The sequence below is a fragment of the Mycobacterium sp. HM-7 genome (assembly GCF_053852335.1).
Genome location: NZ_CM132657.1, coordinates 5,226,277 through 5,248,907, shown reverse-complemented (window position 1 = coordinate 5,248,907; position 22,631 = coordinate 5,226,277). Strand labels below are relative to the sequence as shown.

Sequence of the window (22,631 nt, the reverse complement as noted above, 5' to 3'; positions counted from 1 at the left end):
GCTTGCGTGTGCTTTCGGGCTGGACCGTGGCGTGGCTGCTGATAGCGGTGGGTGTGCTGCTGTTCGGGACGGGCCTCCTGGTGCGGGGCTACGTCACCCTGCTGCCGGCCGAGCATCCGATCGTGCGGGCGGCCCAGACGGTGCGCTGCTCAGGCCCGGGACTGTTGATCTACGGCCCACTTGATCGTGATGCCCAGGGCAACAACATCTTTGATGAAGAAGAGCTACACCACATGGTCATGATGCCCACCGCGACGGTGAGCGGTGGCGTGCTCATGGCCGGTGTTTTCCTGTTGCTCATCATGTTGCTCCTGCACTGACCTCCGCTCTGCCGCAGCGCCGGCCCGGTCTTCGCGATGGAATCTGTGGTTTGTGCCTGACCGGCTGGATACGCTTGATTTGTGCTTACCGGTTGGACCGTCGGGTGTCTGCTGCTGGTCGCCGCCGTCCTGATGCTGGGGACCGGGATGGCGGCGCGGGCGTGGATCGGCCGGCTGCCGGAGGAGAATCCTCACCGCCGCCGGGCACGCACCGTGCGATGGTCTGCCTTCGGCCGGGTGTTCTATGGGCCGGTCAACCGTGATACGCAGGGCAACAACACTTTTGACGACGAAGAACTGGACCACATGTTCTTCCTCCCAGCCGTCGTCGTGGCAGGCGGGCTACTGCTGGCCGGGCTGTTCGTGCTGTTCCTGGAGCTGGTCAAACACGGCGGGTGACGCCCGGGGTGGTCAGGTCCGCAGGAGGGCGAGCTCAGCCGCCTCCCGGACCGGGCCCCGCCACGCCGGCCCATGGCCGGGCAGCAGCACCTGAGTGTCCAACAGGCCGAGCGCCGACAAGCTGCGTTCGCACCCCGCCTGGTCGTGATTGAACATCTGCGGCAGCAGCTGCGGGCCGCCCTTGGTGATCAGCGGGTGACCGGTGACCACGGCGTCGCCGGCGACCAGCACGTCGCCGAAGACGTACGAGCAGTGTCCGCCGGTGTGACCCGGGCTCGGGATGAGCTGCGGGCTGCCCGGTAGCGTCGCCGCGACGTCCTCGGTGAGTGCCTGCGCGGTCGGGATGCCTTCGCGTACCAGCCCGCCCTTGCCGATGATGTTCAGCGACCAGGTCAGGTACCGGGGGTTCCAGATCTTGGTCAGCAGATCGGTTGGTGAAACCTGTTCCAGATACTCGCGTTTGGCGTGGCCGACTTCGGCGCCGTGGCAGAACACCGGCGTGCCATGGGTTTTGGCGAACCAGATGGCCACGCCGAAGTGGTCGACGTGTGCGTGGGTGAGCAGAATCGCCCGCACGTCGCCGGCCTCGAAGCCCAGGTCACGCAGCGAACGGAGAACGTCGTCGCGCTGACCGGGGAAACCCGCGTCGATCAGGATCACCCCGCTGTCGTCGCTGACCAGGGTCCAGTTCACCAGGTCGGTCTGGGCGAAGTGAACATTGTCGGAGATCGCGCTCAGGGCTGCCGCCATGTGGCGAGTGTAGGCAGAGTAGAAAAGAAAGCGCATACGCGAGGAACAGGAACAGGACTCATGGCTGAACTCAGACTGGGCTACAAGGCGTCGGCGGAGCAGTTCGCCCCGCGAGAACTGGTGGAGCTTGCGGTGGCCGCCGAGGCGGCGGGCATGGACAGCGCCACCGTCAGCGACCACTTCCAGCCGTGGCGCCACACCGGCGGTCACGCACCGTTCTCCCTGGCCTGGATGACCGCGGTCGGTGAACGGACCGAGCGACTCGTCCTCGGCACGTCGGTGCTGACCCCGACGTTCCGCTACAACCCGGCCGTCATCGCGCAGGCGTTCGCGACCATGGGCTGCCTGTACCCGGACCGGATTTTCCTGGGCATCGGCACCGGTGAGGCGCTCAACGAGATCGCCACCGGCTATGAAGGCGAATGGCCCGAGTTCAAGGAGCGCTACGCGCGGCTGCGCGAGTCGGTGCGGCTGATGCGTGAGCTGTGGGTCGGCGACCGCGTCGACTTCGAGGGCGAGTACTACAAGACCAAGGGCGCCTCGATCTACGACGTCCCCGAGGGCGGTATCCCGATCTACATCGCCGCGGGCGGGCCCCAGGTGGCCAAGTACGCCGGCCGCGCCGGTGACGGCTTCATCTGCACGTCCGGCAAGGGCGAAGAGCTGTACAAGGACAAGCTGATCCCGGCCATGCGCGAGGGGGCCGAGGCGGCGGGCAAGAACCCCGACGACGTCGACCGGATGATCGAGATCAAGATCTCGTACGACCCGGATCCGGCCCAGGCTCTGGAGAACACCCGGTTCTGGGCGCCGCTGTCCCTGACGGCCGAGCAGAAGCACTCCATCGACGACCCGATCGAGATGGAGGCGGCCGCCGACGCGCTGCCCATCGAGCAGGTCGCCAAGCGCTGGATCGTGGCGTCGGACCCCGACGAAGCTGTCGAGAAGGTCAAGCAGTACGTCGACTGGGGCCTGAACCACCTGGTGTTCCACGACCCCCGGCAGGACCAGCGCCGCTTCCTGGAGCTGTTCAAGACCGACCTTGAGCCGCGCCTGCGCAAGCTGGCGTGATGAACACCGTGGCTCGGTAGGCTTGTCGCCGTGCCCGAGCGCTCATCCGCGATCTACGTCGCCTCACCCGAAGGCGACACCGGCAAGTCGACCATTGCGCTGGGGCTGTTGCACCGGCTGGCGGCCACGGTCGCCAATGTCGGGGTGTTCCGCCCGATCGTGCGCGCGGGGACCGACCGCGACTACATCCTCGAGTTGTTGCTCGCGCACAGCACTGCGGGCCTGGACTACGACGACTGCGCCGGGGTCACCTATCAGCAGCTGCACGACGATCCCGATGCCGCGATCGCGGACATCGTGGACCGCTATCACCGCATGGCCGACAAATGCGATGCGGTGGTGATCGTCGGCAGCGACTACACCGATGTCGCGTCGCCCAGCGAGCTGTCGATGAACGCCCGCATCGCGGTGAATCTCGGTGCGCCCGTGTTGCTCTCGGTGCGTGCCGCCGCCCGCACACCCGGTGAGGTGGCACATGTGGTGGAACTTTGTCTGGCCGAACTCGCGGCCCAGCACGCGCACACCGCCGCGGTGGTCGCCAACCGGTGTGACCCGGACGAGCTGGCCGGCGTGGCCGCCGCGCTGCAGCGGTTCACGCCCAAAAGCTATGTGCTGCCGGAGGAGCCGCTGCTGGCCGCGCCGACGGTGGCAGAGTTACGGGACGCCGTGCAGGGCACCTTGATCAGCGGCGACGAACAGCTGCTGACGCGTGAGGTCATGGGGATGATGGTCGCCGGGATGACGGCCGAACACTGTCTGGAGCGGCTGCGCGAGTCCATGGCAGTCATCACCCCGGGCGACCGGTCGGACGTGGTGCTGGCCATCGCCAGTGCTCATGCGGCGGAAGGCTTTCCGTCGATCTCGTGCCTCATCCTCAACGGCGGCCTGCCGCTGCATCCGTCGATCGCCAAACTGGTTGCGGGCCTTGGCCTGCGGCTGCCCATCGTGGCCACCGACCTGGGCACGTATGACACCGCCCGCGCCGCCTCGACGGCCAAGGGCCGGGTGACGGCCACGTCGCTGCGCAAGGTCGACACCGCGCTCGCCCTGATGGACGAACACGTCGACGTCGCTGATCTGCTTGCGCAGCTGGCGGTTCCGATCCCATCGGTCGTGACGCCGCAGATGTTCACCCATCAGCTGCAGGACCGGGCGCGGGCCGACCGCCGGCGCATCGTGCTGCCCGAAGGCGACGATGACCGGATTCTGCGGGCGGCGGGCCGGCTGCTCGCCCGCTCGGTCGCCGATCTCACCATCCTCGGCGATGAGACGGCGGTGCGGGCACGCGCCGCCGAGCTGGGCCTGGACCTGTCGGCTGCCGTGGTGCTGAATCCACGCACCAGCGAGCTGTGCGACCAGTTCGCGGAACAGTACGCCGAGCTGCGGAAGAAGAAGGGCGTCACGCTCGAGCAGGCGCGCGAGATCATCCACGACGTCTCGTATTTCGGCACCATGCTGGTGCACAACAACATGGTCGACGGCATGGTGTCCGGGGCCGCGCACACCACGGCACACACCGTGCGTCCGGCGTTCGAGATCATCCGTACCGCGCCGGACATCTCAACGGTGTCGAGCATCTTCCTGATGTGCCTGGCGGATCGGGTGCTGGCCTACGGCGACTGCGCGATCGTGCCGGACCCGACGTCCGAGCAGCTCGCCGACATCGCGATCAGCTCGGCGCAGACCGCCGCGCAGTTCGGGATCGAGCCGCGCGTGGCGATGCTGTCGTACTCGACCGGCGAATCAGGCACCGGTGTCGACGTCGACAAGGTCAGGGCGGCAACGGAATTGGTGCGCATGCGGGCGCCGGAGCTGCTGGTCGAAGGGCCCATCCAGTACGACGCCGCGGTGGAGCCGTCGGTGGCCGCGACCAAGATGCCGGACTCGCCGGTGGCCGGCCGCGCGACGGTGCTGATCTTCCCTGACCTGAACACCGGCAACAACACCTACAAGGCGGTGCAGCGCAGCGCCGGTGCCATCGCGATCGGGCCGGTGCTACAGGGTCTGAACAAGCCGGTGAACGACCTGTCACGCGGCGCCCTTGTCGAGGACATCGTCAATACCGTTGCCATCACGGCGATTCAGGCGCAGGGAGCGAAATGAGCGGGCCGGTACTGGTACTCAACTGCGGCTCGTCGTCGGTGAAATACCGGTTGGTGCAACCGGCTTCCGGCGAGTCACTGGCCGACGGCGTGATCGAGCGGGTGGACGACTACCCGAAGGCCCTGCAACAGGTTTTCGATGCGGTGAGTGCGGCCGGGGTGACGGTCGACGAGATCGCGTGCGTCGGTCACCGCGTCGTGCACGGCGGCCGGCGGTTCTACCGGCCGACCGTGATCGGCGACGAGCTGGTCGCCGCGCTCGAAGAGCTGGCCCCGCTGGCGCCGCTGCACAATCCGCCGGGGCTGATGGGCATCAACGCGGCCCGCGCGCTCCTGCCCGACGTTCCGCACGTCGCGGTGTTCGACACGGCCTTCTTCCACGATCTGCCCGCGGCCGCCGCCGAGTACGCGATCGACCGGAATGTGGCCGACAAGTGGCACATTCGCCGGTACGGCTTCCACGGCACGTCGCACCAGTACGTGAGCGAGCAGGCCGCGCAGTTCCTGGGCCTGCCCCTCGAATCGGTGAACCAGATTGTCCTGCACCTGGGTAACGGGGCGTCGGCCTCGGCGATCGCCGGCGGGCGGCCCATCGACACCTCCATGGGCCTGACGCCGATGGAAGGTCTGGTGATGGGCACCCGCTCCGGTGACGTCGACCCCGGCATCATCATGTACCTGTCGCGCGCGGCCGGGATGTCGATCGAGGACATCGACGCCCTGCTGAACCGCCACTCAGGCGTATCGGGGTTGGGCGGCGCCACCGATTTCCGCGAGCTGCACAAGCGCATGGATGACGGTGACGAAGCGGCCCAGCTGGCCTACGACGTCTACATTCACCGGTTGCGCAAGTACATCGGCGGATACCTGGCACTGCTGGGCGGAGCGGACGTCATCACCTTCACCGCCGGGGTGGGCGAGAACGACGCCGCCGTCCGCCGCGATGCGCTCGCCGGGCTGCTGGCGCTCGGAATCGAGGTCGACGAGGAACGCAACCTCTCCCCGAACCGCGGCGCTCGACGGATTTCCACGGACACCTCGCCGGTGAGCGTGCTGGTGATCCCCACCAACGAAGAGCTGGCCATCGCGCGGGCCTGTGTCGACGTCTGCAAGGTTGCCTGAAGGAACCTGCCAGGGTTGGGGCGTAGCTTGCGCCTCGTGCCCCTGTTGACCGGGACGTTCGACCCCGTCGCCGTTGTACTGATGCTGCTCGGCGCCGGTGCGCTGGTGAGGACGCGCCGACGCCTGTCTCGCGCCCAATGGTGGTGCTTCGGTAGCGCCATCGCGGTATGGGCGTTGGCGACACTCAGCGCCGTCGCGGCCTACGCGCCGTTGCTGTTCTGGGTACGCGCGCTGCAGGTCCTGCTCCTGCTGTACGTGGTGCCGTTCTGCGTGGCGCTGGGTCGTCCGGTCTCGATGGTGGGAACGGTGCTCGACCCGGTGCTGAATTCCGTTGGCGCGCGGGCGCTGTTGTCGCCCCCCGTCACGTCGGTGCTGATGCTGGCGACACCGTGGCTGCTGTACCTGACGCCGTGGTACGTCGCGTCGATGACCGGACCGCTCGCGTCGCTGACCCGACTTGTCCTGCTGGGCATCGGTTTTGGGTACTTCTATGCGCGCTTGCAGGTCGACCCGGTGCCGCGGCGTTACCCGCCGCTACTGTCCATCGGGATCAGCGTGGCCGAGGGCCTCGGCGACGGCATCCTCGGGCTGGTGCTGTGGCTGGGCCCGGTGGTCGCCTACGACTACTACGCCGGCCTGCACCGTGACTTCGGCCCGAGTATTCGCCTGGACCAGAGCTACGGCGCCGGGATCCTGTGGATTCTGGGTGACGTGCTGGGTGTGCCGTTCATCCTGCTGTTGATGCGCGCCTTGGGTTCTGACGAACGACGCAGGGCGGCCGAGGTCGATGCCGAGCTCGACGCCGCGGCCCCCGGCGCCGAACCGGAGGCCGGAGCGCCGTCGAGTGGCCTGTGGTGGGAAACCGATCCGCAGCTGCGGGACCGCTACCGGTGACACGCCGTGTCAGAAGGTGCTGATCGGCCGCACGTTGTTGGCCAGGTCCACCAACGCGTACCGGTGTGCCTTGGTCGGCGCCACCCGGGCCAGCCCGCGCAGGGACGCCTCGACGCCGAGGCGCAGGCCGTGTTCGGTGAACGGGAAGCCGAGGATGTGGTTGGTGCTGGCGGTGTGGTCGGCCAGCCAGTCCAGGGCCGTGCCGAGCACCAGTGTCCGGATCTGAAGTACGCGCGGCTCGGTTTCCGGCAGCGCCTCCACGCGCCGTGCGGCGTCACGGATCTGGCGTTCGGTGATTTCGGCGGTGGTCGGGGCAGACAGCAGGGTGACGGCGCTGGTCAGTCGTGCGGTCGTGAAATGCCTTGAGGTGGCAGGCACTTCGTCGAGGGTGTGGACGGCGGCCTCTCGGTCCCCGGCCAGTGCCTGGACGCGGGCCTGGCCGAACCCGGCGGAGATGACGCCGTTGTCGGTGTTCCACACGGTCTGATAGAAAGCGCGCTCGGCCGCCGAGCCCGACAGCTCGGCGGTCGCCGCCAAAGCCACCTTCGGCGCCAGCTCGCCGGGCAGCGTGTTCAGGACTTCGGTGAAATCCTTTGTCGCAGAGTCGTAGTTGCCGGACAACAGTTCGGCCACCGCACGGAACCACACCAGCCGCCAGTGCCAGCCGATCCGGTCGGCAAGGTTCTCCAGCTTCCGGTTGGCTTTGGCCACGTCGCCGAGGTCGAGCAGGGCGCGCACCTCCATCAGGGGCAGTTCGACCGAGGTCGACAGGTCCACCCCTTCCGCATCGAGAGATCCCTCGCGGGCGGCGCGCAGTGAATCCAGCGTCTGCACCGGCTGGCTCAGCAGGCTGGCCGACAGGACGGCGGCGCCGACGTCGGCCGGGTCGACGAGCGGCACCTGCAGCGCCCGGACAATCTCTGGGGCCGTGATCTTCTCGGTGTGTACCTGTCCGTCGATGTACACGTCGGTGTGGGCCACCAGCATGTTGACGCCGAACGTCGAGCGTGACGGGCTGAACACCGAGGAGAGGCCCGGCCGTGGCGTCCTGGTGTCCTGGGCGACGACCTCGCGCAGCACCCCGAGCAACTGTCCGGACATCTCCTCGGCGCTGCCGAACCGCCGGCGTGGGTCCGGGTCGATCGCGCGGCGCAGCAGCCGGGCGAACGAATCGTATTGGAGGAGAACCGGATCGTCTTCGGGCAGGCCGTCGATGTAGCGGCCCTTGTCGGTCTTCAGGTTCAGCGTCAGGGCGGCCAGCGTCCGGCCGACGGTGTAGATGTCGGTGACGATCGTCGGACCGGTCCGGACGATCTCCGGCGCTTGGTAACCCGGTGTGCCGTAGAGGAATCCGAACGAATTGATGCGCGATACCGCGCCGAGGTCGATGAGCTTGAGTTGTTCCTCGGTGAACATGATGTTCTCGGGCTTGAGGTCGTTGTAGACCAGTCCGATCGAATGCAGGTATCCGAGCGCCGGGAGGATCTCCAGCATGTAGGCGATCGCCTGGGCAACGGGCAGTTTGGCGCCCTTCACCTGTTTCAGCGAGGTGCCGCCGACGTACTCCATCACGATGTAGCCGACCGGGTCGCCGTGCTTGTCGGCGTGCTCGACGAAGTTGAAGATCTTCACGATCGCCGGATGGGTGACCTCGGCCAGGAACTGCCGCTCGGCCATGGCGATGGCCTGCGCCTCCGCGTCACCGGAGTGCACCAGGCCTTTGAGCACCACCGGACGGTTGTTGACGTTGGTGTCCAGCGCCAGGTAGATCCAGCCCAGCCCACCGTGGGCGATGCAGCCCTTGACCTCGTACTGGTCGGCCACCATGGTGCCCGGACTCAGTTGTGGCAGAAACGAATACGCGGCGCCGCAGTGCGGGCACGAACCTTCGGACCGGCCGGGTTCCCCGTTCTCGGACCGGCCGACCGGCTTGCCGCACGACCAGCAGAAGCGCTTGGCTTCGGCGACCACGGGATTGGTCATCAGCGCCGAGAGGGGATCCTGGTCCACCATGCGCGGCACCTCGACGAGGCCGCCGCCCAGACGCCGGACGGGCGAGACCCGGGTGGTGGCGGTGACGACGTTCGTCGCGGCCGAGTCCCGTTCCGGCGGAACTGGCATCGGGATGCTGATCGAATCGTCGAACTGCGGCCGGAACACCGCCTGCGTGCCCATCGGCCGCAGCGTGGCCAGTGAATCCCACGTCACCTCGACGGCCTGGGTGCCGGGGTCGGTGTCGGGACCCGCTTCCACCGGGCCCGCGTTCACGGGGCCGGTCGTGGCTTCGCTTTCGGGCATCAGTCGCTGTACCTCGGCACGGGCGGATTCGGCGTCGAGCCGAGCACGGTCAACCACTTGCGGTACAACGTGTTCCACGTGCCGTCGCGACGAATCCGCTCCAACGTTCCGTTGACGAACCGGACCAGGCCCGTGTTGTTGAGATTGATCCCGATGCCGTAGGGCTCCTCGGCCATGTTGGGGCCGACGATGTGCAGGTACGGGTCCTGCGCCACCAGGCCGGCCAGGATCGCGTCATCGGTCGACACGGCGTCGGCCTGTCGCTGCTGCAACGCCACCAGACAGTCCGCCCACGTGACAGCCTCCACGAGGACCGGCGGCGGGGTGATGCGCTGCAGCCGTGCCTTGGAGGTGGTGGCCTTCACGACGCACACCCGCTTACCCGATAGGTCCGCGGGCTTGCGGATGTCGGAGCCGCGGGTGGCGAGGATCCGTTGTTTGGCGGAGAAGTACTCGGCCGAGAAGTTGACCAGCTTGCGTCGCTCGCACGTGATGCTCATGGTCTTGACGACGATGTCGACGAGGTTGTGCTGCAGTGCCGAGATCCGGTCGTTGTCCGACAGGATGCGGTACTCGACCTGTGACGGAGTGCCGAAGATGTCGCGTGCCACCTCGCCGGCGATGTCGACGTCGAATCCGGTGATCTGCCCCGTGATCGGGTCGCGGAACGCGAACAGGTTGCTGCCGATGTCGAGCCCGACGATCAGCCGGCCGCGGTCCTTGATGTTGGTTACGGCCGCCGCCGCGGCCTCGGGCGTCGGGAACGGCCGCAGGCTTGCGGTGCAGTCGGACTTGTCCTCCGGTCCGAGGTCCGGAACGGCCGTCTGCACTTCCATGCCCGCGGGTGTCGGCGGCGCGATGGTGATGCTCTGTGGTGCGACGGGCGGTGGGGCCTCGCCGCAGCCGGCGGCCACCAACACCGCGACCAGCACCGGGACCAAGCGAGAACGCATCGTGAAACTCATCGGTATTCACTCAACCTCGGCCACAGCCCGAGCGCCACTGCGAGTGCCGCGGCGAAGCTCAATGCAGCCGCGCCGACCGTCGCGCCGGACAGGGCCTGGCGTCCGTTCAGGATGTCGCTGCGTAGCTGCTTGCGGCTTTCGGCGATGGCCTGAGAGAGGGCTTCGTCGAGCTTGTCGAAGGCCGGCGTCGAATCGTCTTCGCTGGTGCCCAGGGCCACCTGGGTGGCGGACTGGTAGTTGCCGGTGGAGATGTAGGCATTGATCCGGTCGTCGGCGGCACGCCACCGGCGGATCAGCTGATCGGCACCTTCCAGGTCCTTCGTGCCGATCGCATCCGGACGACGCGTGTAGTCCGCCAGCTGCTGTTGGAGGCCGTCGATACGGCGGTAGTACGACTGCTTGCGGACGCTCTCGTCACCGCGCCGGATCAGCGACAGCGTCTCGTCCGCGCGCGCCTGCTGCGCCGTGATGGCCATGCTGGTCACGGTTTGCAGCGATGCCGCCGCGTTGCGGGCATGCCGGGTGTCGGCGGTCGAGATGATGAGCGTGGCACCGATCCAGACGGTCATGATCAGCACCGCCATGCCCCCGGCGACGAAACCGATGTTGACGCGCCGGCGGGTGTGCCGGGCCAGCCAGCGGTTCGAGAAGAAGCCGAACATCAGCGTCGCCGCGACCACCAGGATCACCGGCGCGGGTACCTGCGACGAACCACTGGTCTCCGAGTTCACGCGCGCCGAGGTGTTCTCGTAGAGCCGCTGGGCGTCGGGGAGGATTTGCGTCTGCATCAGCCACGACGCCTCGGACAGGTACGACGAACCCACCGGGTTGCCCGCGCGGTTGTTGGTCCGGGCGGTCTCCACCAGGCCGGTGTAGACGGTCAGCTCGGCATTGATGTGCCCGAGAACTTTCACCATGGGCTCGTCGGTCAGCCCACTGGACGCCGCGGTGACCGCGACCGCGGCGTCGGTGATCGCCTGCTCGTAGCGCTGCCGGAGATCCACCGGTTCCGAGCCCGCGATGAATGCGGTTGCGGCGGCGGCGTCGGCGACGGACAACGTGGTGTAGAGCTGCCCGGCCGCGAACGCCAGCGGCTCGGTGTGATCGAGGACGGTGGTCAGGGCCTGCTGGCGGGCGTGGATCGTGGTCGAGGTGGCGAAGGCGCAGGCGAGGACCAGGCCGGCCAGCATCAATCCGATGAGCAGGATGCGGCCGGGTGTGGTCCACATGAACCACCATCGAGTGTGCGCGGGACTCCCGGGGGACCGGGACACCACTGGCTCGGTCGAAGGGTGCGCCAACTCCACCGTCACGTGTGCGCCGACCTCAACTTTCCTGACCCGTTGACCCTGCCGAACTCGTTTAAAAGAAGTCTAAGAGGTTGCGGCGCGTAGGGGGTGGATTCCCGGTCGGCCCGGTCCGCCAAATCTTTCATCTTTCGCGAAGTTCCCTATTGTGGGTTTCGTGCAGGGCGACGGTGATGGATGGGTGCTCGCGGCTGACGGCTCCCACTTCTGGGGTCGCCACGGCGCGGCCGGACTTCTGCTGCGGGCGCCGCAGCCCGGTGGCGGAGCGGCGGTGCTGCTGCAGTACCGCGCGCCGTGGAGCCATCAAGGCGGAACCTGGGCGCTGCCGGGTGGGGCGCGGGACAGTCACGAGACCGTCGAGGAGGCCGCGGTCCGCGAGGCCTATGAGGAAGCTGGGTTGGAGGCGCATCAGCTGACGGTCCGGACCACTGTGGTCACCGCGATCGCGATGGGCGAGGTGTGGACGTACACGACCGTGATCGCCGACGCACCCGAAAAACTCGCGACGGTGCCGAACCGCGAGAGCGTCGAGCTGCGGTGGGTGTCCGAGGACGAGGTCGCCGAGCTGCCGCTGCATCCCGGGTTCGCCGCCAGCTGGGAGCAGCTGCGCAGCGTGACGGCGGGTATCCCGCTCAGTTCGTAGGCGGCAGGGCCTGCTTGAGCGCGCGGGCCGCCGCGGTCGGATCCTCGGCTGCGGTGATCGCCCGCACCACGACGATGCGGCGGGCGCCGGCGGCCACCACCTCGGGGACGCGCTGCAGATCGATACCGCCGATGGCGAACCAGGGTTTGTCGGTTCCCGTCGCGGCCGCCGCCCGGACCAGGTCCAGACCGGGCGCGGTGCGGCCCGGTTTGGTGGGCGTCGGCCAGCACGGGCCGACGCAGAAGTAGTCGACGTCCTCGGTCACGGAGACGGCCAGCTGTTGCTCGTCATGGGTGGAACGGCCGAACAGCGGATCCGGCCCGACGATGTCGCGGGCCAGCGGCAGCGGCAGGTCGTCCTGGCCCAGGTGCAGCACGTCAGCACTCGCGCCGCGGGCGATGTCGGCCCGGTCGTTCACCGCGAACAGTGCGCCGTGCCGCCGTGCCGCGTCGGCCAGCACCTCGAGCGCCTCGAGTTCCTGCTTGGCCTCCAGCGGACCGAAGTGCGCCTCGCCGGCCGAGCCCTTGTCCCGCAGCTGGATGATGTCGACGCCGCCCGCCAGCGCAGCGTCGGCGAATTCGGCCAGGTCACCGCGTTCCCGACGGGCGTCGGTGCACAGGTACAGGGACGCGGACTGCAGACGCTGGAGGGCTTTAGACACAGCGCGACGGTAGCGACTACCGTGGACGCCGCACACACGGGAGTCCCAGGACCGGGGGCTGAGAGTGGGGTCGTCCTACCCTTACCGTCACACCTGATCCGGATCATGCCGGCGAAGGGAGATTAGGAATATGCGATCGCTGGCCGTCGTCGGCGGCGGCGTCATCGGTCTGGCCGTGGCACGCCGTGCGGCGCTGGACGGGTGGTCGGTGCGCGTGCACCGCACCGAGGCGCCGGGCGCCTCGTGGGTGGCCGGCGGCATGCTCGCCCCGCACTCCGAAGGCTGGCCGGGGGAGCAGGGCCAGTTGCAGCTGGGTCTGGACTCCCTGGCGCTGTGGCATGACGGCTTCCTTGACGGTCTGCCCGACGACGTGGTGACCGCGCGCGACTCGCTGGTGGTGGCGGTCGACCGCGCGGACGCCGCCGATGTCCGCACGGTCGCCGAGTGGCTGGCTGCGCAGGGACATCCCGTGACGGTGACCACCGCCGCGCGCGACGTCGAACCCCTGCTGGCGCAAGGGATCCGGCATGGCTTCCGCGCGGAAACCGAACTGGCGGTGGACAACCGGCTGGTGGTCGAAGGCCTGATCGCGCACTGCGACCGCTTGGGCGTGCAGTGGGCCGGGCCGGTCGAATCACTGGCGGAGACGCGCGACGCCGACGTCACGGTGCTGGCCAACGGCATCGACGCCCCGGCCCTGTGGCCCGGGCTGCCGGTGCGTCCGGTGAAGGGCGAGATTCTCCGGCTGCGGTGGCGCAAAGGTTGTATGCCGGTGCCGCAGCGGGTGATTCGCGCGCGGGTGCATGGCCGGCAGGTATATCTGGTGCCCCGTGCGGACGGTGTGGTCGCGGGCGCCACGCAGTACGAGCACGGCCGCGACACCGCGCCCGCGGTCACCGGGGTGCGCGACATTCTTGATGATGCCTGCGCGGTGATACCCGCGCTCGGTGAATACGAACTGGCCGAATGCGCTGCGGGACTGCGGCCGATGACCCCGGACGGCCTGCCCATCGTGGGCTGGCTCGATGACCGCACCCTGGCGGCCACCGGCCACGGGCGGAACGGTTTCTTGTTGGCCGCGTGGACCGCGCAACGGATTTCGGACCTGCTGGCAGGCGATGCGAGAGAGAAGGTGGCCCTGTGCTGATCACAGTCAACGATGAGAGTGTGGAGATTCGGGAAGGCACCACGGTAGCCGAATTGATCGGCACACTGGGCTTTCCGGACAAGGGCATCGCCGTCGCCGTGGACTGGTCGGTGCTGCCGCGGTCCGAGTGGGACGACGTCCTGGCCGCGGGCGCCAAGATCGAGGTCGTGACGGCGGTGCAGGGTGGCTGAGGTCTGTACGGCAGCCGATGTCTTGCGCATCGCCGACCGCGAGTTCGGCTCCCGGCTCATCATGGGTACCGGCGGCGCGGCCAACCTGTCGATCCTCGAGGAAGCGCTCGTCGCCTCCGGTACCGAGCTGACGACGGTCGCGATGCGGCGCATCGATGCCGAAACCGGCACGGGCGTACTGGATTTGCTCAACAAGCTGGGCATCGCGGCATTGCCGAACACCGCCGGTTGCCGTGGTGCGGCCGAAGCGGTGTTGACCGCGCAGCTGGCGCGCGAGGCGCTGCAGACGAACTGGGTGAAACTCGAGGTGATCGCGGACGAGCGCACACTGCTGCCCGACGCCATCGAATTGGTCTGTGCCGCAGAGCAATTGGTGGATGACGACTTCGTCGTCCTGCCCTACACCAACGATGACCCGGTGCTGGCCAGGCGCCTGGAGGACACCGGTTGCGCGGCGGTGATGCCGCTGGGCGCACCGATCGGCACGGGGCTCGGTATTTCCAATCCGCACAACATCGAGATGATCGTCGCAGCCGCCGGGGTACCGGTGGTGCTCGACGCCGGCATCGGCACGGCCAGCGACGCCGCATTGGCCATGGAACTGGGTTGTGACGCAGTGCTTCTCGCGACAGCGGTGACCCGGGCCTCGGATCCGCCGATGATGGCCGCCGCCATGGCCGCCGCCGTCACCGCGGGTCGGCTGGCAGCGCGGGCCGGTCGCGTGCCCAAGCGGTTCTGGGCGCAGGCATCCAGTCCCGCGTTATGACGGCGCGGTACGTCGCCCTCGGCAGTTCGATGGCAGCCGGGCCCGGCATCGCGCCGCGCGCTCCCGGCGCGCCGAAGCGCTCCGGCCGGTCGGCGGTCAACTATCCACACCTGGTCGCCGACCGCCTCGGTTACGACCTTGTCGACGTGACCTTTTCGGGTGCCACCACCGGACACGTGCTCTCCGAACGGCAGTTCGGCGAGCCGCCGCAGGTGGACGCGCTGGACGGATCGGAGTCGTTGGTCACCATCACCATCGGCGGCAACGACGCCGGCTACGTGCCGATGCTCGGGGCCGCGAGCCTGCCCCGGTTCCTGCGGTCGGTGCCCTTCGCCGGTGGGTTGCTGCGCGGACTGCTCGACGCGGCGGCGCGGGACCAGGCGCTGGCCGCCGTGGGTGAGTCGTTGAAAACCGTTGGGCGAGAAGTACGTCGACGTGCCCCGCAGGCCCGGGTGCTGTTCGTCGACTACCTGACACTCCTGCCGCCGGCCGGTATATCCGCGCCACCGATCGGTGCGGCCGACGCCGACCTGGGCCGGCACATCGCCGCCCGGCTGGCCGAGCTGACGGCCGCGGCCGCCGCGGACACCGGCTGCGAACTGGTGCCGGTGGCGGACGCCGGCCGTGACCACCATGCATGGTCCGCCGATCCCTGGACCACCGCGTTTCATCTGCCGCTGCCTGGCCGGGTCGCGCCACTGCACCCCAATGCCGCGGGTATGCGCGCCGTCGCGCAGATGGTGATCGAACGCGTATCGTGCGCGTGATGGTGCTGCCACCAGCCAAGGGGGTTGTCCGGCGATGATCCAGCTGACGGGACTGACAAAGGTTTTCGGGCGCAAACGTGCCGTCGATGATTTGACCTGTTCCGTCGAGCCCGGTTTCGTCACGGGTTTCCTCGGGCCGAACGGTGCGGGCAAGTCCACCACCATGCGGATGATCGTCGGGCTGGACCGGCCGACCTCTGGCACCGCAACCGTGTTGGGCAAGACGTATCACGAGCTGAAGCATCCGCTGCGCAGCGTCGGAGCGCTGCTGGATGCCCGTCAGGTGCATCCCAACCGCACGGCCCGGGCGCACCTCCGGTGGCTGGCCGCCAGCAACAAGCTGCCGAAATCCCGTGTCGATGAAGTGCTGAACATCGTCGGACTGACCGATGTCGCCGGTAAGCCGGCCGGCACGTTCTCGCTCGGCATGTCGCAGCGGTTGGGCATCGCGGTGGCGCTGCTGGGCGATCCCGAAGTTCTGCTGTTCGACGAACCCGTGAACGGGCTCGACCCCGAGGGCATCAGGTGGATTCGGACGCTCATGCGGGACTTGGCATCTGAGGGCCGCACGGTGCTGGTGTCCAGTCACCTCCTGGCAGAGATGGCGAACACCGCCGACCGGCTGTTGGTGATCGGGCGGGGTCAGTTGATCAGTTCGAGCACCATGGCGGACTTCCTGACCAGCTCCGGCAGTGACACCATCCGGGTGCGCAGCCCACAGTTGGATCGTCTGCAGGAGTTGCTGACAGCGCAGAATGCGTCGGCGCAATCGGCCGACGGCGTGCTGCTGGTCCGGGGTGTCTCGACGGAACAGGTGGGGGAGTTGGCTGCCGGCCACGGAATCGTGTTGCACGAACTCGCCGCCCAACAGGCCTCGTTGGAGGAGGCGTACATGCGACTGACCGACGACGCTGTCGACTACCGGGCGGTGGGTGCGCCATGACCATCAACGCCGAGCGGATCAAACTGCAGACCACGCGATCGCCGATCTGGCTCATTCTGACGGTTGTGGTGGTGGGCCTGGGGTTCGCCGCGATACAGGCGGCGGCGCTGGGCCCGCATGGGGTGCTCAAGCCCGAGCGGGCGGCGATCGGCGTCAGTGTCTTCGGTGTGCCGGTGCTGATGATCCTGTCCGCGATGTCGGTCACCGGGGAGTACCGGTCCGGCATGATCCGCACGACGTTCCTGGCCACCCCACGCCGGGCGTGGGCACTTGCGGCGAAAGCGATCGTGACGGCGGCACTATCCGCAGTCGTGACCGCGATCATGGTGGCGGGCTCGATCGCGTTCGCGGCTTCACTGGTGAACGCGCAGCAGGGCGCGGAATTGTCCTTCGGCAGCGCCCAGGTCTGGCGTGCCATCGGTGCGATGTCGCTGTATGCCGTGCTGGGAGCGGTCCTGGCCGTCGGTTTGGGCGGACTGTTGCGGCACGCCGCGGCAGTGGTCGCGGTGGTGTTGTTGATGCCGTTCGTCGTGGAACCGGTGCTCGGTGCGCTGCCTCAGGTGGGCACCCGAGTGGGACCGTGGCTGCCCTTCGGGAACGCCTACACCTTCACCAAGACCCCGTGGTTCCAGACGTTCTCGTTGTGGTGGGGACCGGTCGGTGCGGCCTGCTACTTCGCCGCGGTTGCGGCAGTGGTGTTCATGCTGGCGCTCGTGGTGGTCACTCGGCGCGATCCGTAGTCGACGGCCGGTTTCAGCAAATCCTCCTTCTTGGTACGGCCTGTATCGGTAGATGGGCGGCGTGCGGGCGTTCGTAGCCTCGGGTCGGCCCGACTTCCGGGCGCGGGTCGCCGTGGTGCAAGAGCCGGTATTCGAGCAGTTTATTTACGCAACAGCTGACTACTCCAGGTAAATTTCTCGCGAACTGCAAACATTTACACAATGAGGTCAATTATCGCCTTCGCGTGCTGCTTCTGAGTTGCGTTTGGTCCGCTCGTCGGCGGGCTGGACGTCAGCATTGGTTGAGCTGAAGAGTTGCTGTTAATGCATCACATTCGTCATTTACGCCAAAAAAGGCGTCCGTGACCTGCATATATGACGGAAAGTGAGTATAGAACATACTGCTCGTACGTTAATTATCTGTTGCTGTAAATTATTTATGTCTATCGATCTTGATTAGTTGTAGGCGTTTAATTCACGCTAGTTCGGCGGAAATATTCCACCGTGGTAGATATCACATTGCTTTCTCAGCGAACGTTGACTATTCGCATATGCAGGTCCAACATTGGAATTCCGGCGGCATCGGGGCGGCCGGAGAGGAGCCTGATGATGAGTGAAAAAGATTCAACTTCGGCGGGATCCAAGGTGCGGCCGACGTACCCGGTTCGCCGAGCAGGAGCCAGGCTGCTCGCCGGCTCTCTAGCAATCACTGCTGGCGTCTACTGTCAGCTGCCAACCAACGACTACAGAGTGGAGCTTGCATCAGTGGGCTATGGGACGGTCGGCGACCTCCCATTGGCTCCGAGTACGACGAATGGTCAGTCGTCGTCCTCTAACGGCCAATCGTCTTCGTCGAATGGTCAGTCGTCGTCCACCTCGACTGGTTCGAGTGGTCAGTCGACGTCGTCGACGAGCACCAATGGCCAGTCGTCTTCGTCGAATGGTCAGTCGTCTTCGTCGAATGGTCAGTCGTCGTCCACCTCGACTGGTTCGAGTGGTCAGTCGACGTCGTCGACGAGCACCAATGGCCAGTCGTCGTCCTCGAACGGCCAGTCGTCCAGCTCCAATGGGCAGTCGACCACAACGGGCAACACCGGTCAGTCGACAACGACGGGGCAGTCGTCCAGCTCGAATGGTCAGTCGTCGAGTTCTAATGGTCAGTCGTCCAGCTCGAATGGTCAGTCGTCGAGTTCTAATGGTCAGTCGTCCAGCTCGAATGGTCAGTCGTCGAGTTCGAGTGGCAGTACGTCGACGAACGGTCAGTCGTCTTCGTCGAACGGCCAGTCCTCGAGTTCTAATGGTCAGTCGTCCAGCTCGAATGGTCAGTCGTCGAGTTCGAGTGGCAGTACGTCGACGAACGGTCAGTCGTCTTCGTCGAACGGCCAGTCCTCGAGTTCGAATGGTCAGTCGTCCAGTTCGAATGGTCAGTCGTCGTCTTCGTCGTCGACGAGCACCAATGGCCAGTCCTCGAGTTCGAATGGTCAGTCGTCCAGTTCGAATGGTCAGTCGTCCAGTTCGAACGGTCAGTCGTCATCCTCGAATGGCCAGTCGTCCAGCTCGAATGGTCAGTCGTCGAGTTCGAACGGTCAGTCGTCGTCTTCGAACGGTCAGTCGTCCAGCTCGAACGGTCAGTCGTCCAGCTCGAATGGCCAGTCGTCGAGTTCGAACGGTCAGTCGTCCAGCTCGAATGGCCAGTCGTCCAGCTCGAACGGTCAGTCCTCGAACGGCAACTCGAACGGCAACTCGTCGAACGGCAATTCGAACGGCAACTCGTCGACTACCGGCCCGTCGACGACAACGAACAGTTCGACAACGAACAGTTCGACCACGAACAGTTCGACGACGGGCACTCCGGCGCCGGGCGGCAACCTGTTCAGTTTCCTCTTCAGCTTGCTGCAGAGCATCCTGGACTTCGTGGTGAACGTCGGTAACGGCGTCTTGGGCATCCTCACTGGCGGAAACGTCCAGATCTAGAGTTTGCCGGTTCTACGATGCTGAGAATGTCCCGTTCGCGACGTTTGGCAGAAAAGTCGCTGGGGCGGCATGCCTCCCGCAGGTCCAACCTGCGGGAGGCTTTCGCCAGCTTCGGCATCATCATCATGCTGATGGTGGCGGTGATCTGGACCATCCCCGCCTCGCCCGTCAAGGACGTGATGATGCCGGAGTTGCAGCCGATTGCTCGCTTCACCGGTTTGGATCAGACGTGGGGGATGTTCTCCCCGAATCCGCCACTGTCGGTGCCCGAAGTGGAGACTGCTGTGCTCTACGACAGTGGTGCGCGGCGGGTGTGGAAACTCGAAGGCGACCGGTCATTGGTGGGCCAGTTCTACTGGGATCGGTGGCGCAAGTTCAAAGAAGCATTGATCAATGAGCCGGTTACTCGTGGGGCATATGCAATGTGGGTTGTTCGGAAACTGATGCAGCCGGGCGAGCACCCGGTGGGTGTGACGATCTTTTCCGATACCCGCAAGCTTCGGCCTCCGGGATCCAACGCTCCAGAAGAGCATGAGCAAAAGATCTTGTACGACTGGAAGTTTGGGCCGGCGTCATGATCGCTCCGGTGGCAATGTTGCGTGAATCGGGCCGCAGCGCGTGGCAGGGTTGGCGGACGTTCTGGTTCAGCACGGAGCCGGGCTACACGCTAGGGATAATCCGGATTGCCTTCGGTGTCTTGGCTTTCCTGTGGTCGCTCGAGATCGGGATGGACCTCTACGACAAGTTCAGTGTCAACGGCATTGTGCCGCAGCCACCGACGTACGAATTCTTGTGGGGCGTGTTCTACCGCTGGCCGGGTGATACGGCCTTGCTGGCTGGCTGGATCGTGCTGATGGTGGCTTCGCTTGTCATGATCGTCGGCTGGCACACCAAGCTCGCAACCTTCTTGGTGTTCGTGATGATCATGTCGTTCGAGCGCCGCAATCCCTGGATTTTCAACTCCGGTGACGGATTGATCCGCATCCTGTCCCTGTATTTGGCGCTGTCACCATGTGGCGCGGCGTTGTCGTTGGACCAGCGTCGTCGCTTCGGATCCTTCTGGTCCGCGCAGGACATCAAGGTGTGGCCACTGCGCCTGATGCAGGTGCAGATATCGATCATCTACATCACCACGGTCATCGCGAAGCTCCACGGTGACACGTGGCAGAACGGCAGTGCTGTTTCGTACACGTTGCGACTCGACGACATGCTGCTGCTGCCGAGCCCGGCGTGGATGTCGACCAGCCCGCTGATCGGGAACGCGATGACGTGGGGCACGCTGTTGGTCGAATTTTCCGTCGGCGTGTTGGTGTGGAACAAACGTTGGCGCACAAAGGTATTGATCGCCGGTGTGGTCCTGCATCTGACGATCCTGTTGACCATGGTCGTCGGGTTCTTCTCGCTGGCCATATTCGTGCTGTACCTGTCCTTCGTGCCGTGGGAACGGTCCAAGGCCATTGCGGAGAGCGTGCACAGTCGGCTCAGTTCGGTCGTGCAGCGGGTACTTCGCCGCAGAGTCGATCCGGACCCTCTCACGCCTGAGTCTGACGCCGGCGTTGTCCCTGCCGCTGACGCCGAGAGGGCCATGGAATCGATTGCGGGAGAAGGTGACAACGACGCGTCACCTGGCGGCCGGCACGCCGTGAATGACACCGCCTCTGATGGGGCGAACGGCAACGACGTCGTCCCTGTCCCGCAGCGCGACTGATCGGCCGGCGCCTGTCGTAGCCGCAATGGGTAGCAGTGCTCACCGCGGCGCGAGGGGTCTCCGTGTGAATGGCAGCAAACGTATGGGCAGCGCTTTCCGGCCGTTGTTCTTTCCGTCGTGACGTTGACTTGAGGCCTGCACGGTGCTGCCCGCCGACCGCATCGCCAGGTTCGGCTCTGTGTTGATTTCGGACCTCGAATAGCTGAATTCCGGGTAGTCCGAACGTATGATTTTTGCGATTCCTGCAAATACAGCAAATGCGTAAATACACCGTCATCAAACCCGTACTGATGGATCGCGGTGAGCTGGCTCGGCTATTTTTACAGCCGGCATGAGTTCCGCACGTGCTGTCGAAATTGTGTCAGACTCGTCAGCGCACGCAGCAAAACCCTCGTTGAAGTGCGCAGATGGCAGCGTCAATGAAGGGTTTGCGGCGTGTGCGAAGTTATGATTCATTGCCACAATCTTCCGGTCGGTAAAATTTCTTCGAAGTGTCGACGAGAATTCTTCCGAGAACGCTCGTTCAACGCGTTTTCTGAGCGCTGGTTTTTCGTATTCAGCGAACATTGACTTAATCGCATAATAGGATGAACATGAGTTCACCGGCTGCATCGGGGCGGCCGGAAAAGAGGTCTGGTGATGACTGAAATTCTTTCCTCTCGTTGCGATCCGATGGTTGTGCGGTGTTCGCGACGTGCTCGGTGGATGCTGGGTTTGCAAGCGCCGCATCAGCTATCTCTGCTGGGATGGAAGTCTCGTCGGTCGGACGCGGGTTCGTCGGCGCGGGCTCGATGTATGCACCTCGGAACGGGTACCCGCGACTTCGCTCAGGAGAGCTCGATGGACAACGTCAGCTGCATTCGCGACGCGTCATCGCCACTGTCGGTCCGACCGTCGGTCTCGGTCGTCATCCCTGCTTTGAACGAAGCGCGAAATCTACCGCACGTGGCAGCGCGAATGCCGTTCGACGTCGATGAGATTGTCTTCGTGAACGGCAGGTCGAGCGACAACACGGCCGCGGTAGCACGTGAATTATGGCCGGCCGCGGTTCATATCGACCAGACCCGGACCGGAAAAGGAAACGCGCTGGCATGCGGATTCGCGGCTGCGTCCGGTGACATCATCGTCATGATCGACGCGGACGGAAGCACCGACCCCGCTGAGATTCCCAGTTACGTGGGCGCTTTGATGGCGGGTGCAGATTTCGCGAAAGGGTCCCGTTTCATCCAGGGCGGCGGCAGTGAGGACATCACGAGGTTCCGTCGGCTGGGCAACAAGGCGCTCAATGGCTTGGTCAATGTTCTTTTCGGCACCCAGTACACCGACCTCTGTTACGGCTACAACGCGTTCTGGCGTCGATGCCTGGACGCGATGCGATTACCCAGCATCGCGGATCAGTGCGCCCAGTGGGGCGACGGTTTTGAGATAGAAACTCTGATCAACGTTCGCGTCGCCGGTAGCAAGCTGAACGTCATCGAGGTATGCAGCCACGAATACAGCCGGATCCACGGGATCAGCAATCTCAATGCCGTATCCGATGGATTGCGTGTGCTCAACACAATCGGCTCCGAATTCCGCGACCGCCACGTGCATCGCAATTCGGTAGCGGCCGGGGTTGCAAGATTGCAGGCCGTGAAGCCCCCGGACGCGGAAGACTTGGTGTTTGTGCGGGGCGCATGAACTTGTTCAAGCCGGCAGATCAACGTCGCGTGAGTATGGTTGCCAATTTCCAGCGCAGCTTCCTGGTGCCGGCGGAACGGTAACAAGGGCAGTCGCCGCACAAGCCACATTCGGTGCCTGCTCGGTAGTGTTCGTGGCTGGCGCGGTCATGACCACAAATGCAGACGCCGCTTTGCGCTGAACTCAAGGCACCCCCAACTCAAG

Annotated in this window: 22 protein-coding genes; 16 read left to right on the top strand and 6 right to left on the bottom strand. The window is 65.7% G+C overall.

Annotation, left to right across the window (positions count from 1 at the left end; genetic code table 11):
* Positions 1-2: 2 nt before the first annotated feature.
* Positions 3-320: a hypothetical protein gene (locus ACWW1C_RS25330; RefSeq protein ID WP_455980823.1), complete on the top strand. Its 318-nt coding sequence runs from the start codon at positions 3-5 to the stop codon at positions 318-320.
* 81 nt (positions 321-401) lie between these two features.
* Positions 402-719, top strand: a complete 318-nt coding sequence (locus ACWW1C_RS25325) for a hypothetical protein (RefSeq protein ID WP_455980822.1) — start codon at positions 402-404, stop codon at positions 717-719.
* A gap of 12 nt (positions 720-731) precedes the next feature.
* Here the strand turns inward: ACWW1C_RS25325 and ACWW1C_RS25320 are convergent, their stop codons facing one another.
* Positions 732-1,469, bottom strand: coding sequence for an MBL fold metallo-hydrolase (locus ACWW1C_RS25320; RefSeq protein ID WP_455980821.1), 738 nt, complete (start codon positions 1,467-1,469; stop codon positions 732-734).
* A gap of 60 nt (positions 1,470-1,529) precedes the next feature.
* Here ACWW1C_RS25320 and fgd point away from each other — a divergent pair, with 60 nt between their 5' ends.
* The 4 genes from fgd to ACWW1C_RS25300 all read left to right on the top strand — a co-directional run bounded on the left by fgd (position 1,530) and on the right by ACWW1C_RS25300 (position 6,658).
* Positions 1,530-2,540 carry a glucose-6-phosphate dehydrogenase (coenzyme-F420) gene (gene fgd, locus ACWW1C_RS25315; protein ID WP_455980820.1) on the top strand — a complete coding sequence of 337 codons (1,011 nt, stop codon included), beginning with the start codon at positions 1,530-1,532 and terminating at the stop codon, positions 2,538-2,540.
* Between the two features lie 30 nt (positions 2,541-2,570).
* A complete protein-coding gene (gene pta, locus ACWW1C_RS25310) occupies positions 2,571-4,643 on the top strand; it encodes a phosphate acetyltransferase (protein WP_455980819.1) in 2,073 nt (690 codons plus the stop codon).
* Entirely contained in the window at positions 4,640-5,764 is a 1,125-nt protein-coding gene (locus ACWW1C_RS25305) for an acetate kinase (RefSeq protein WP_455980818.1), read from the top strand. Before pta ends, ACWW1C_RS25305 begins: the two co-directional genes overlap by 4 nt.
* An 81-nt stretch (positions 5,765-5,845) precedes the next feature.
* Entirely contained in the window at positions 5,846-6,658 is an 813-nt protein-coding gene (locus ACWW1C_RS25300; RefSeq protein ID WP_455984433.1) for a cytochrome c oxidase assembly protein, read from the top strand.
* Between the two features lie 9 nt (positions 6,659-6,667).
* On the opposite strand, the gene ACWW1C_RS25295 is transcribed toward ACWW1C_RS25300, so the two are convergent.
* The 3 genes from ACWW1C_RS25295 to ACWW1C_RS25285 are packed head-to-tail and all read right to left on the bottom strand — an operon-like array spanning position 6,668 to position 11,234.
* A complete protein-coding gene (locus ACWW1C_RS25295; protein WP_455984432.1) occupies positions 6,668-8,956 on the bottom strand; it encodes a serine/threonine-protein kinase PknG in 2,289 nt (762 codons plus the stop codon).
* Entirely contained in the window at positions 8,956-9,909 is a 954-nt protein-coding gene (locus ACWW1C_RS25290) for a glutamate ABC transporter substrate-binding protein (protein WP_455980817.1), read from the bottom strand. Before ACWW1C_RS25290 ends, ACWW1C_RS25295 begins: the two co-directional genes overlap by 1 nt.
* An 8-nt stretch (positions 9,910-9,917) precedes the next feature.
* Positions 9,918-11,234, bottom strand: coding sequence for a hypothetical protein (locus ACWW1C_RS25285; protein WP_455980816.1), 1,317 nt, complete (start codon positions 11,232-11,234; stop codon positions 9,918-9,920).
* A gap of 151 nt (positions 11,235-11,385) precedes the next feature.
* Between ACWW1C_RS25285 and ACWW1C_RS25280 the strand changes: the two genes are divergently transcribed.
* Positions 11,386-11,871 carry an NUDIX hydrolase gene (locus ACWW1C_RS25280; RefSeq protein WP_455980815.1) on the top strand — a complete coding sequence of 162 codons (486 nt, stop codon included), beginning with the start codon at positions 11,386-11,388 and terminating at the stop codon, positions 11,869-11,871.
* Here the strand turns inward: ACWW1C_RS25280 and thiE are convergent.
* A complete protein-coding gene (gene thiE, locus ACWW1C_RS25275; protein ID WP_455980814.1) occupies positions 11,861-12,532 on the bottom strand; it encodes a thiamine phosphate synthase in 672 nt (223 codons plus the stop codon). The genes ACWW1C_RS25280 and thiE overlap by 11 nt on opposite strands.
* Positions 12,533-12,662: 130 nt before the next feature.
* Here thiE and thiO point away from each other — a divergent pair, with 130 nt between their 5' ends.
* The 6 genes from thiO to ACWW1C_RS25245 all read left to right on the top strand — a co-directional run bounded on the left by thiO (position 12,663) and on the right by ACWW1C_RS25245 (position 17,086).
* Positions 12,663-13,679, top strand: coding sequence for a glycine oxidase ThiO (thiO, locus tag ACWW1C_RS25270; RefSeq protein WP_455980813.1), 1,017 nt, complete (start codon positions 12,663-12,665; stop codon positions 13,677-13,679).
* Positions 13,673-13,870 carry a sulfur carrier protein ThiS gene (gene thiS / locus ACWW1C_RS25265; RefSeq protein ID WP_455980812.1) on the top strand — a complete coding sequence of 66 codons (198 nt, stop codon included), beginning with the start codon at positions 13,673-13,675 and terminating at the stop codon, positions 13,868-13,870. The genes thiO and thiS overlap by 7 nt, the downstream gene beginning before the upstream one ends.
* A 61-nt stretch (positions 13,871-13,931) precedes the next feature.
* Complete coding sequence (gene thiG, locus ACWW1C_RS25260) at positions 13,932-14,636, top strand: thiazole synthase (protein ID WP_455984431.1); 705 nt, start codon at positions 13,932-13,934, stop codon at positions 14,634-14,636.
* On the top strand, positions 14,633-15,403 hold the full coding sequence (locus tag ACWW1C_RS25255; RefSeq protein WP_455980811.1) for an SGNH/GDSL hydrolase family protein: 771 nt from the start codon (positions 14,633-14,635) through the stop codon (positions 15,401-15,403). Before thiG ends, ACWW1C_RS25255 begins: the two co-directional genes overlap by 4 nt.
* Before the next feature lie 34 nt (positions 15,404-15,437).
* Entirely contained in the window at positions 15,438-16,346 is a 909-nt protein-coding gene (locus ACWW1C_RS25250) for an ABC transporter ATP-binding protein (RefSeq protein ID WP_455980810.1), read from the top strand.
* Positions 16,343-17,086 carry an ABC transporter permease gene (locus tag ACWW1C_RS25245; RefSeq protein WP_455980809.1) on the top strand — a complete coding sequence of 248 codons (744 nt, stop codon included), beginning with the start codon at positions 16,343-16,345 and terminating at the stop codon, positions 17,084-17,086. Before ACWW1C_RS25250 ends, ACWW1C_RS25245 begins: the two co-directional genes overlap by 4 nt.
* Before the next feature lie 1,691 nt (positions 17,087-18,777).
* Here ACWW1C_RS25245 and ACWW1C_RS25240 read toward each other — a convergent pair.
* Positions 18,778-19,017 (bottom strand): hypothetical protein, encoded by a 240-nt coding sequence (locus ACWW1C_RS25240; protein WP_455980808.1) that lies wholly within the window; start codon positions 19,015-19,017, stop codon positions 18,778-18,780.
* A gap of 48 nt (positions 19,018-19,065) precedes the next feature.
* Between ACWW1C_RS25240 and ACWW1C_RS25235 the strand changes: the two genes are divergently transcribed.
* The 3 genes from ACWW1C_RS25235 to ACWW1C_RS25225 all read left to right on the top strand — a co-directional run bounded on the left by ACWW1C_RS25235 (position 19,066) and on the right by ACWW1C_RS25225 (position 22,427).
* Positions 19,066-19,617, top strand: coding sequence for a hypothetical protein (locus tag ACWW1C_RS25235; protein ID WP_455980807.1), 552 nt, complete (start codon positions 19,066-19,068; stop codon positions 19,615-19,617).
* 14 nt (positions 19,618-19,631) lie between these two features.
* A complete protein-coding gene (locus tag ACWW1C_RS25230; RefSeq protein ID WP_455984430.1) occupies positions 19,632-20,747 on the top strand; it encodes an HTTM domain-containing protein in 1,116 nt (371 codons plus the stop codon).
* Positions 20,748-21,587: 840 nt separating this feature from the next.
* Entirely contained in the window at positions 21,588-22,427 is an 840-nt protein-coding gene (locus tag ACWW1C_RS25225) for a glycosyltransferase family 2 protein (RefSeq protein ID WP_455980806.1), read from the top strand.
* Positions 22,428-22,631: the final 204 nt, after the last annotated feature.

What these genes read in the sequence shown, in the direction of transcription:
- ACWW1C_RS25295 (WP_455984432.1), bottom strand. Translation starts at nt 8,956, where the DNA reads ATGCCCGAAAGCGAAGCCACGACCGGCCCCGTGAACGCGGGCCCGGTG.
- ACWW1C_RS25320 (WP_455980821.1), bottom strand. Translation starts at nt 1,469, where the DNA reads ATGGCGGCAGCCCTGAGCGCGATCTCCGACAATGTTCACTTCGCCCAG.
- ACWW1C_RS25290 (WP_455980817.1), bottom strand. Translation starts at nt 9,909, where the DNA reads ATGCGTTCTCGCTTGGTCCCGGTGCTGGTCGCGGTGTTGGTGGCCGCC.
- ACWW1C_RS25230 (WP_455984430.1), top strand. Translation starts at nt 19,632, where the DNA reads ATGTTGCGTGAATCGGGCCGCAGCGCGTGGCAGGGTTGGCGGACGTTC.
- thiG (WP_455984431.1), top strand. Translation starts at nt 13,932, where the DNA reads ATGGGTACCGGCGGCGCGGCCAACCTGTCGATCCTCGAGGAAGCGCTC.
- ACWW1C_RS25305 (WP_455980818.1), top strand. Translation starts at nt 4,640, where the DNA reads ATGAGCGGGCCGGTACTGGTACTCAACTGCGGCTCGTCGTCGGTGAAA.
- ACWW1C_RS25250 (WP_455980810.1), top strand. Translation starts at nt 15,438, where the DNA reads ATGATCCAGCTGACGGGACTGACAAAGGTTTTCGGGCGCAAACGTGCC.
- ACWW1C_RS25235 (WP_455980807.1), top strand. Translation starts at nt 19,066, where the DNA reads ATGTCCCGTTCGCGACGTTTGGCAGAAAAGTCGCTGGGGCGGCATGCC.
- thiO (WP_455980813.1), top strand. Translation starts at nt 12,663, where the DNA reads ATGCGATCGCTGGCCGTCGTCGGCGGCGGCGTCATCGGTCTGGCCGTG.
- ACWW1C_RS25255 (WP_455980811.1), top strand. Translation starts at nt 14,633, where the DNA reads ATGACGGCGCGGTACGTCGCCCTCGGCAGTTCGATGGCAGCCGGGCCC.
- ACWW1C_RS25245 (WP_455980809.1), top strand. Translation starts at nt 16,343, where the DNA reads ATGACCATCAACGCCGAGCGGATCAAACTGCAGACCACGCGATCGCCG.
- ACWW1C_RS25300 (WP_455984433.1), top strand. Translation starts at nt 5,846, where the DNA reads ATGCTGCTCGGCGCCGGTGCGCTGGTGAGGACGCGCCGACGCCTGTCT.
- ACWW1C_RS25225 (WP_455980806.1), top strand. Translation starts at nt 21,588, where the DNA reads ATGGACAACGTCAGCTGCATTCGCGACGCGTCATCGCCACTGTCGGTC.
- fgd (WP_455980820.1), top strand. Translation starts at nt 1,530, where the DNA reads ATGGCTGAACTCAGACTGGGCTACAAGGCGTCGGCGGAGCAGTTCGCC.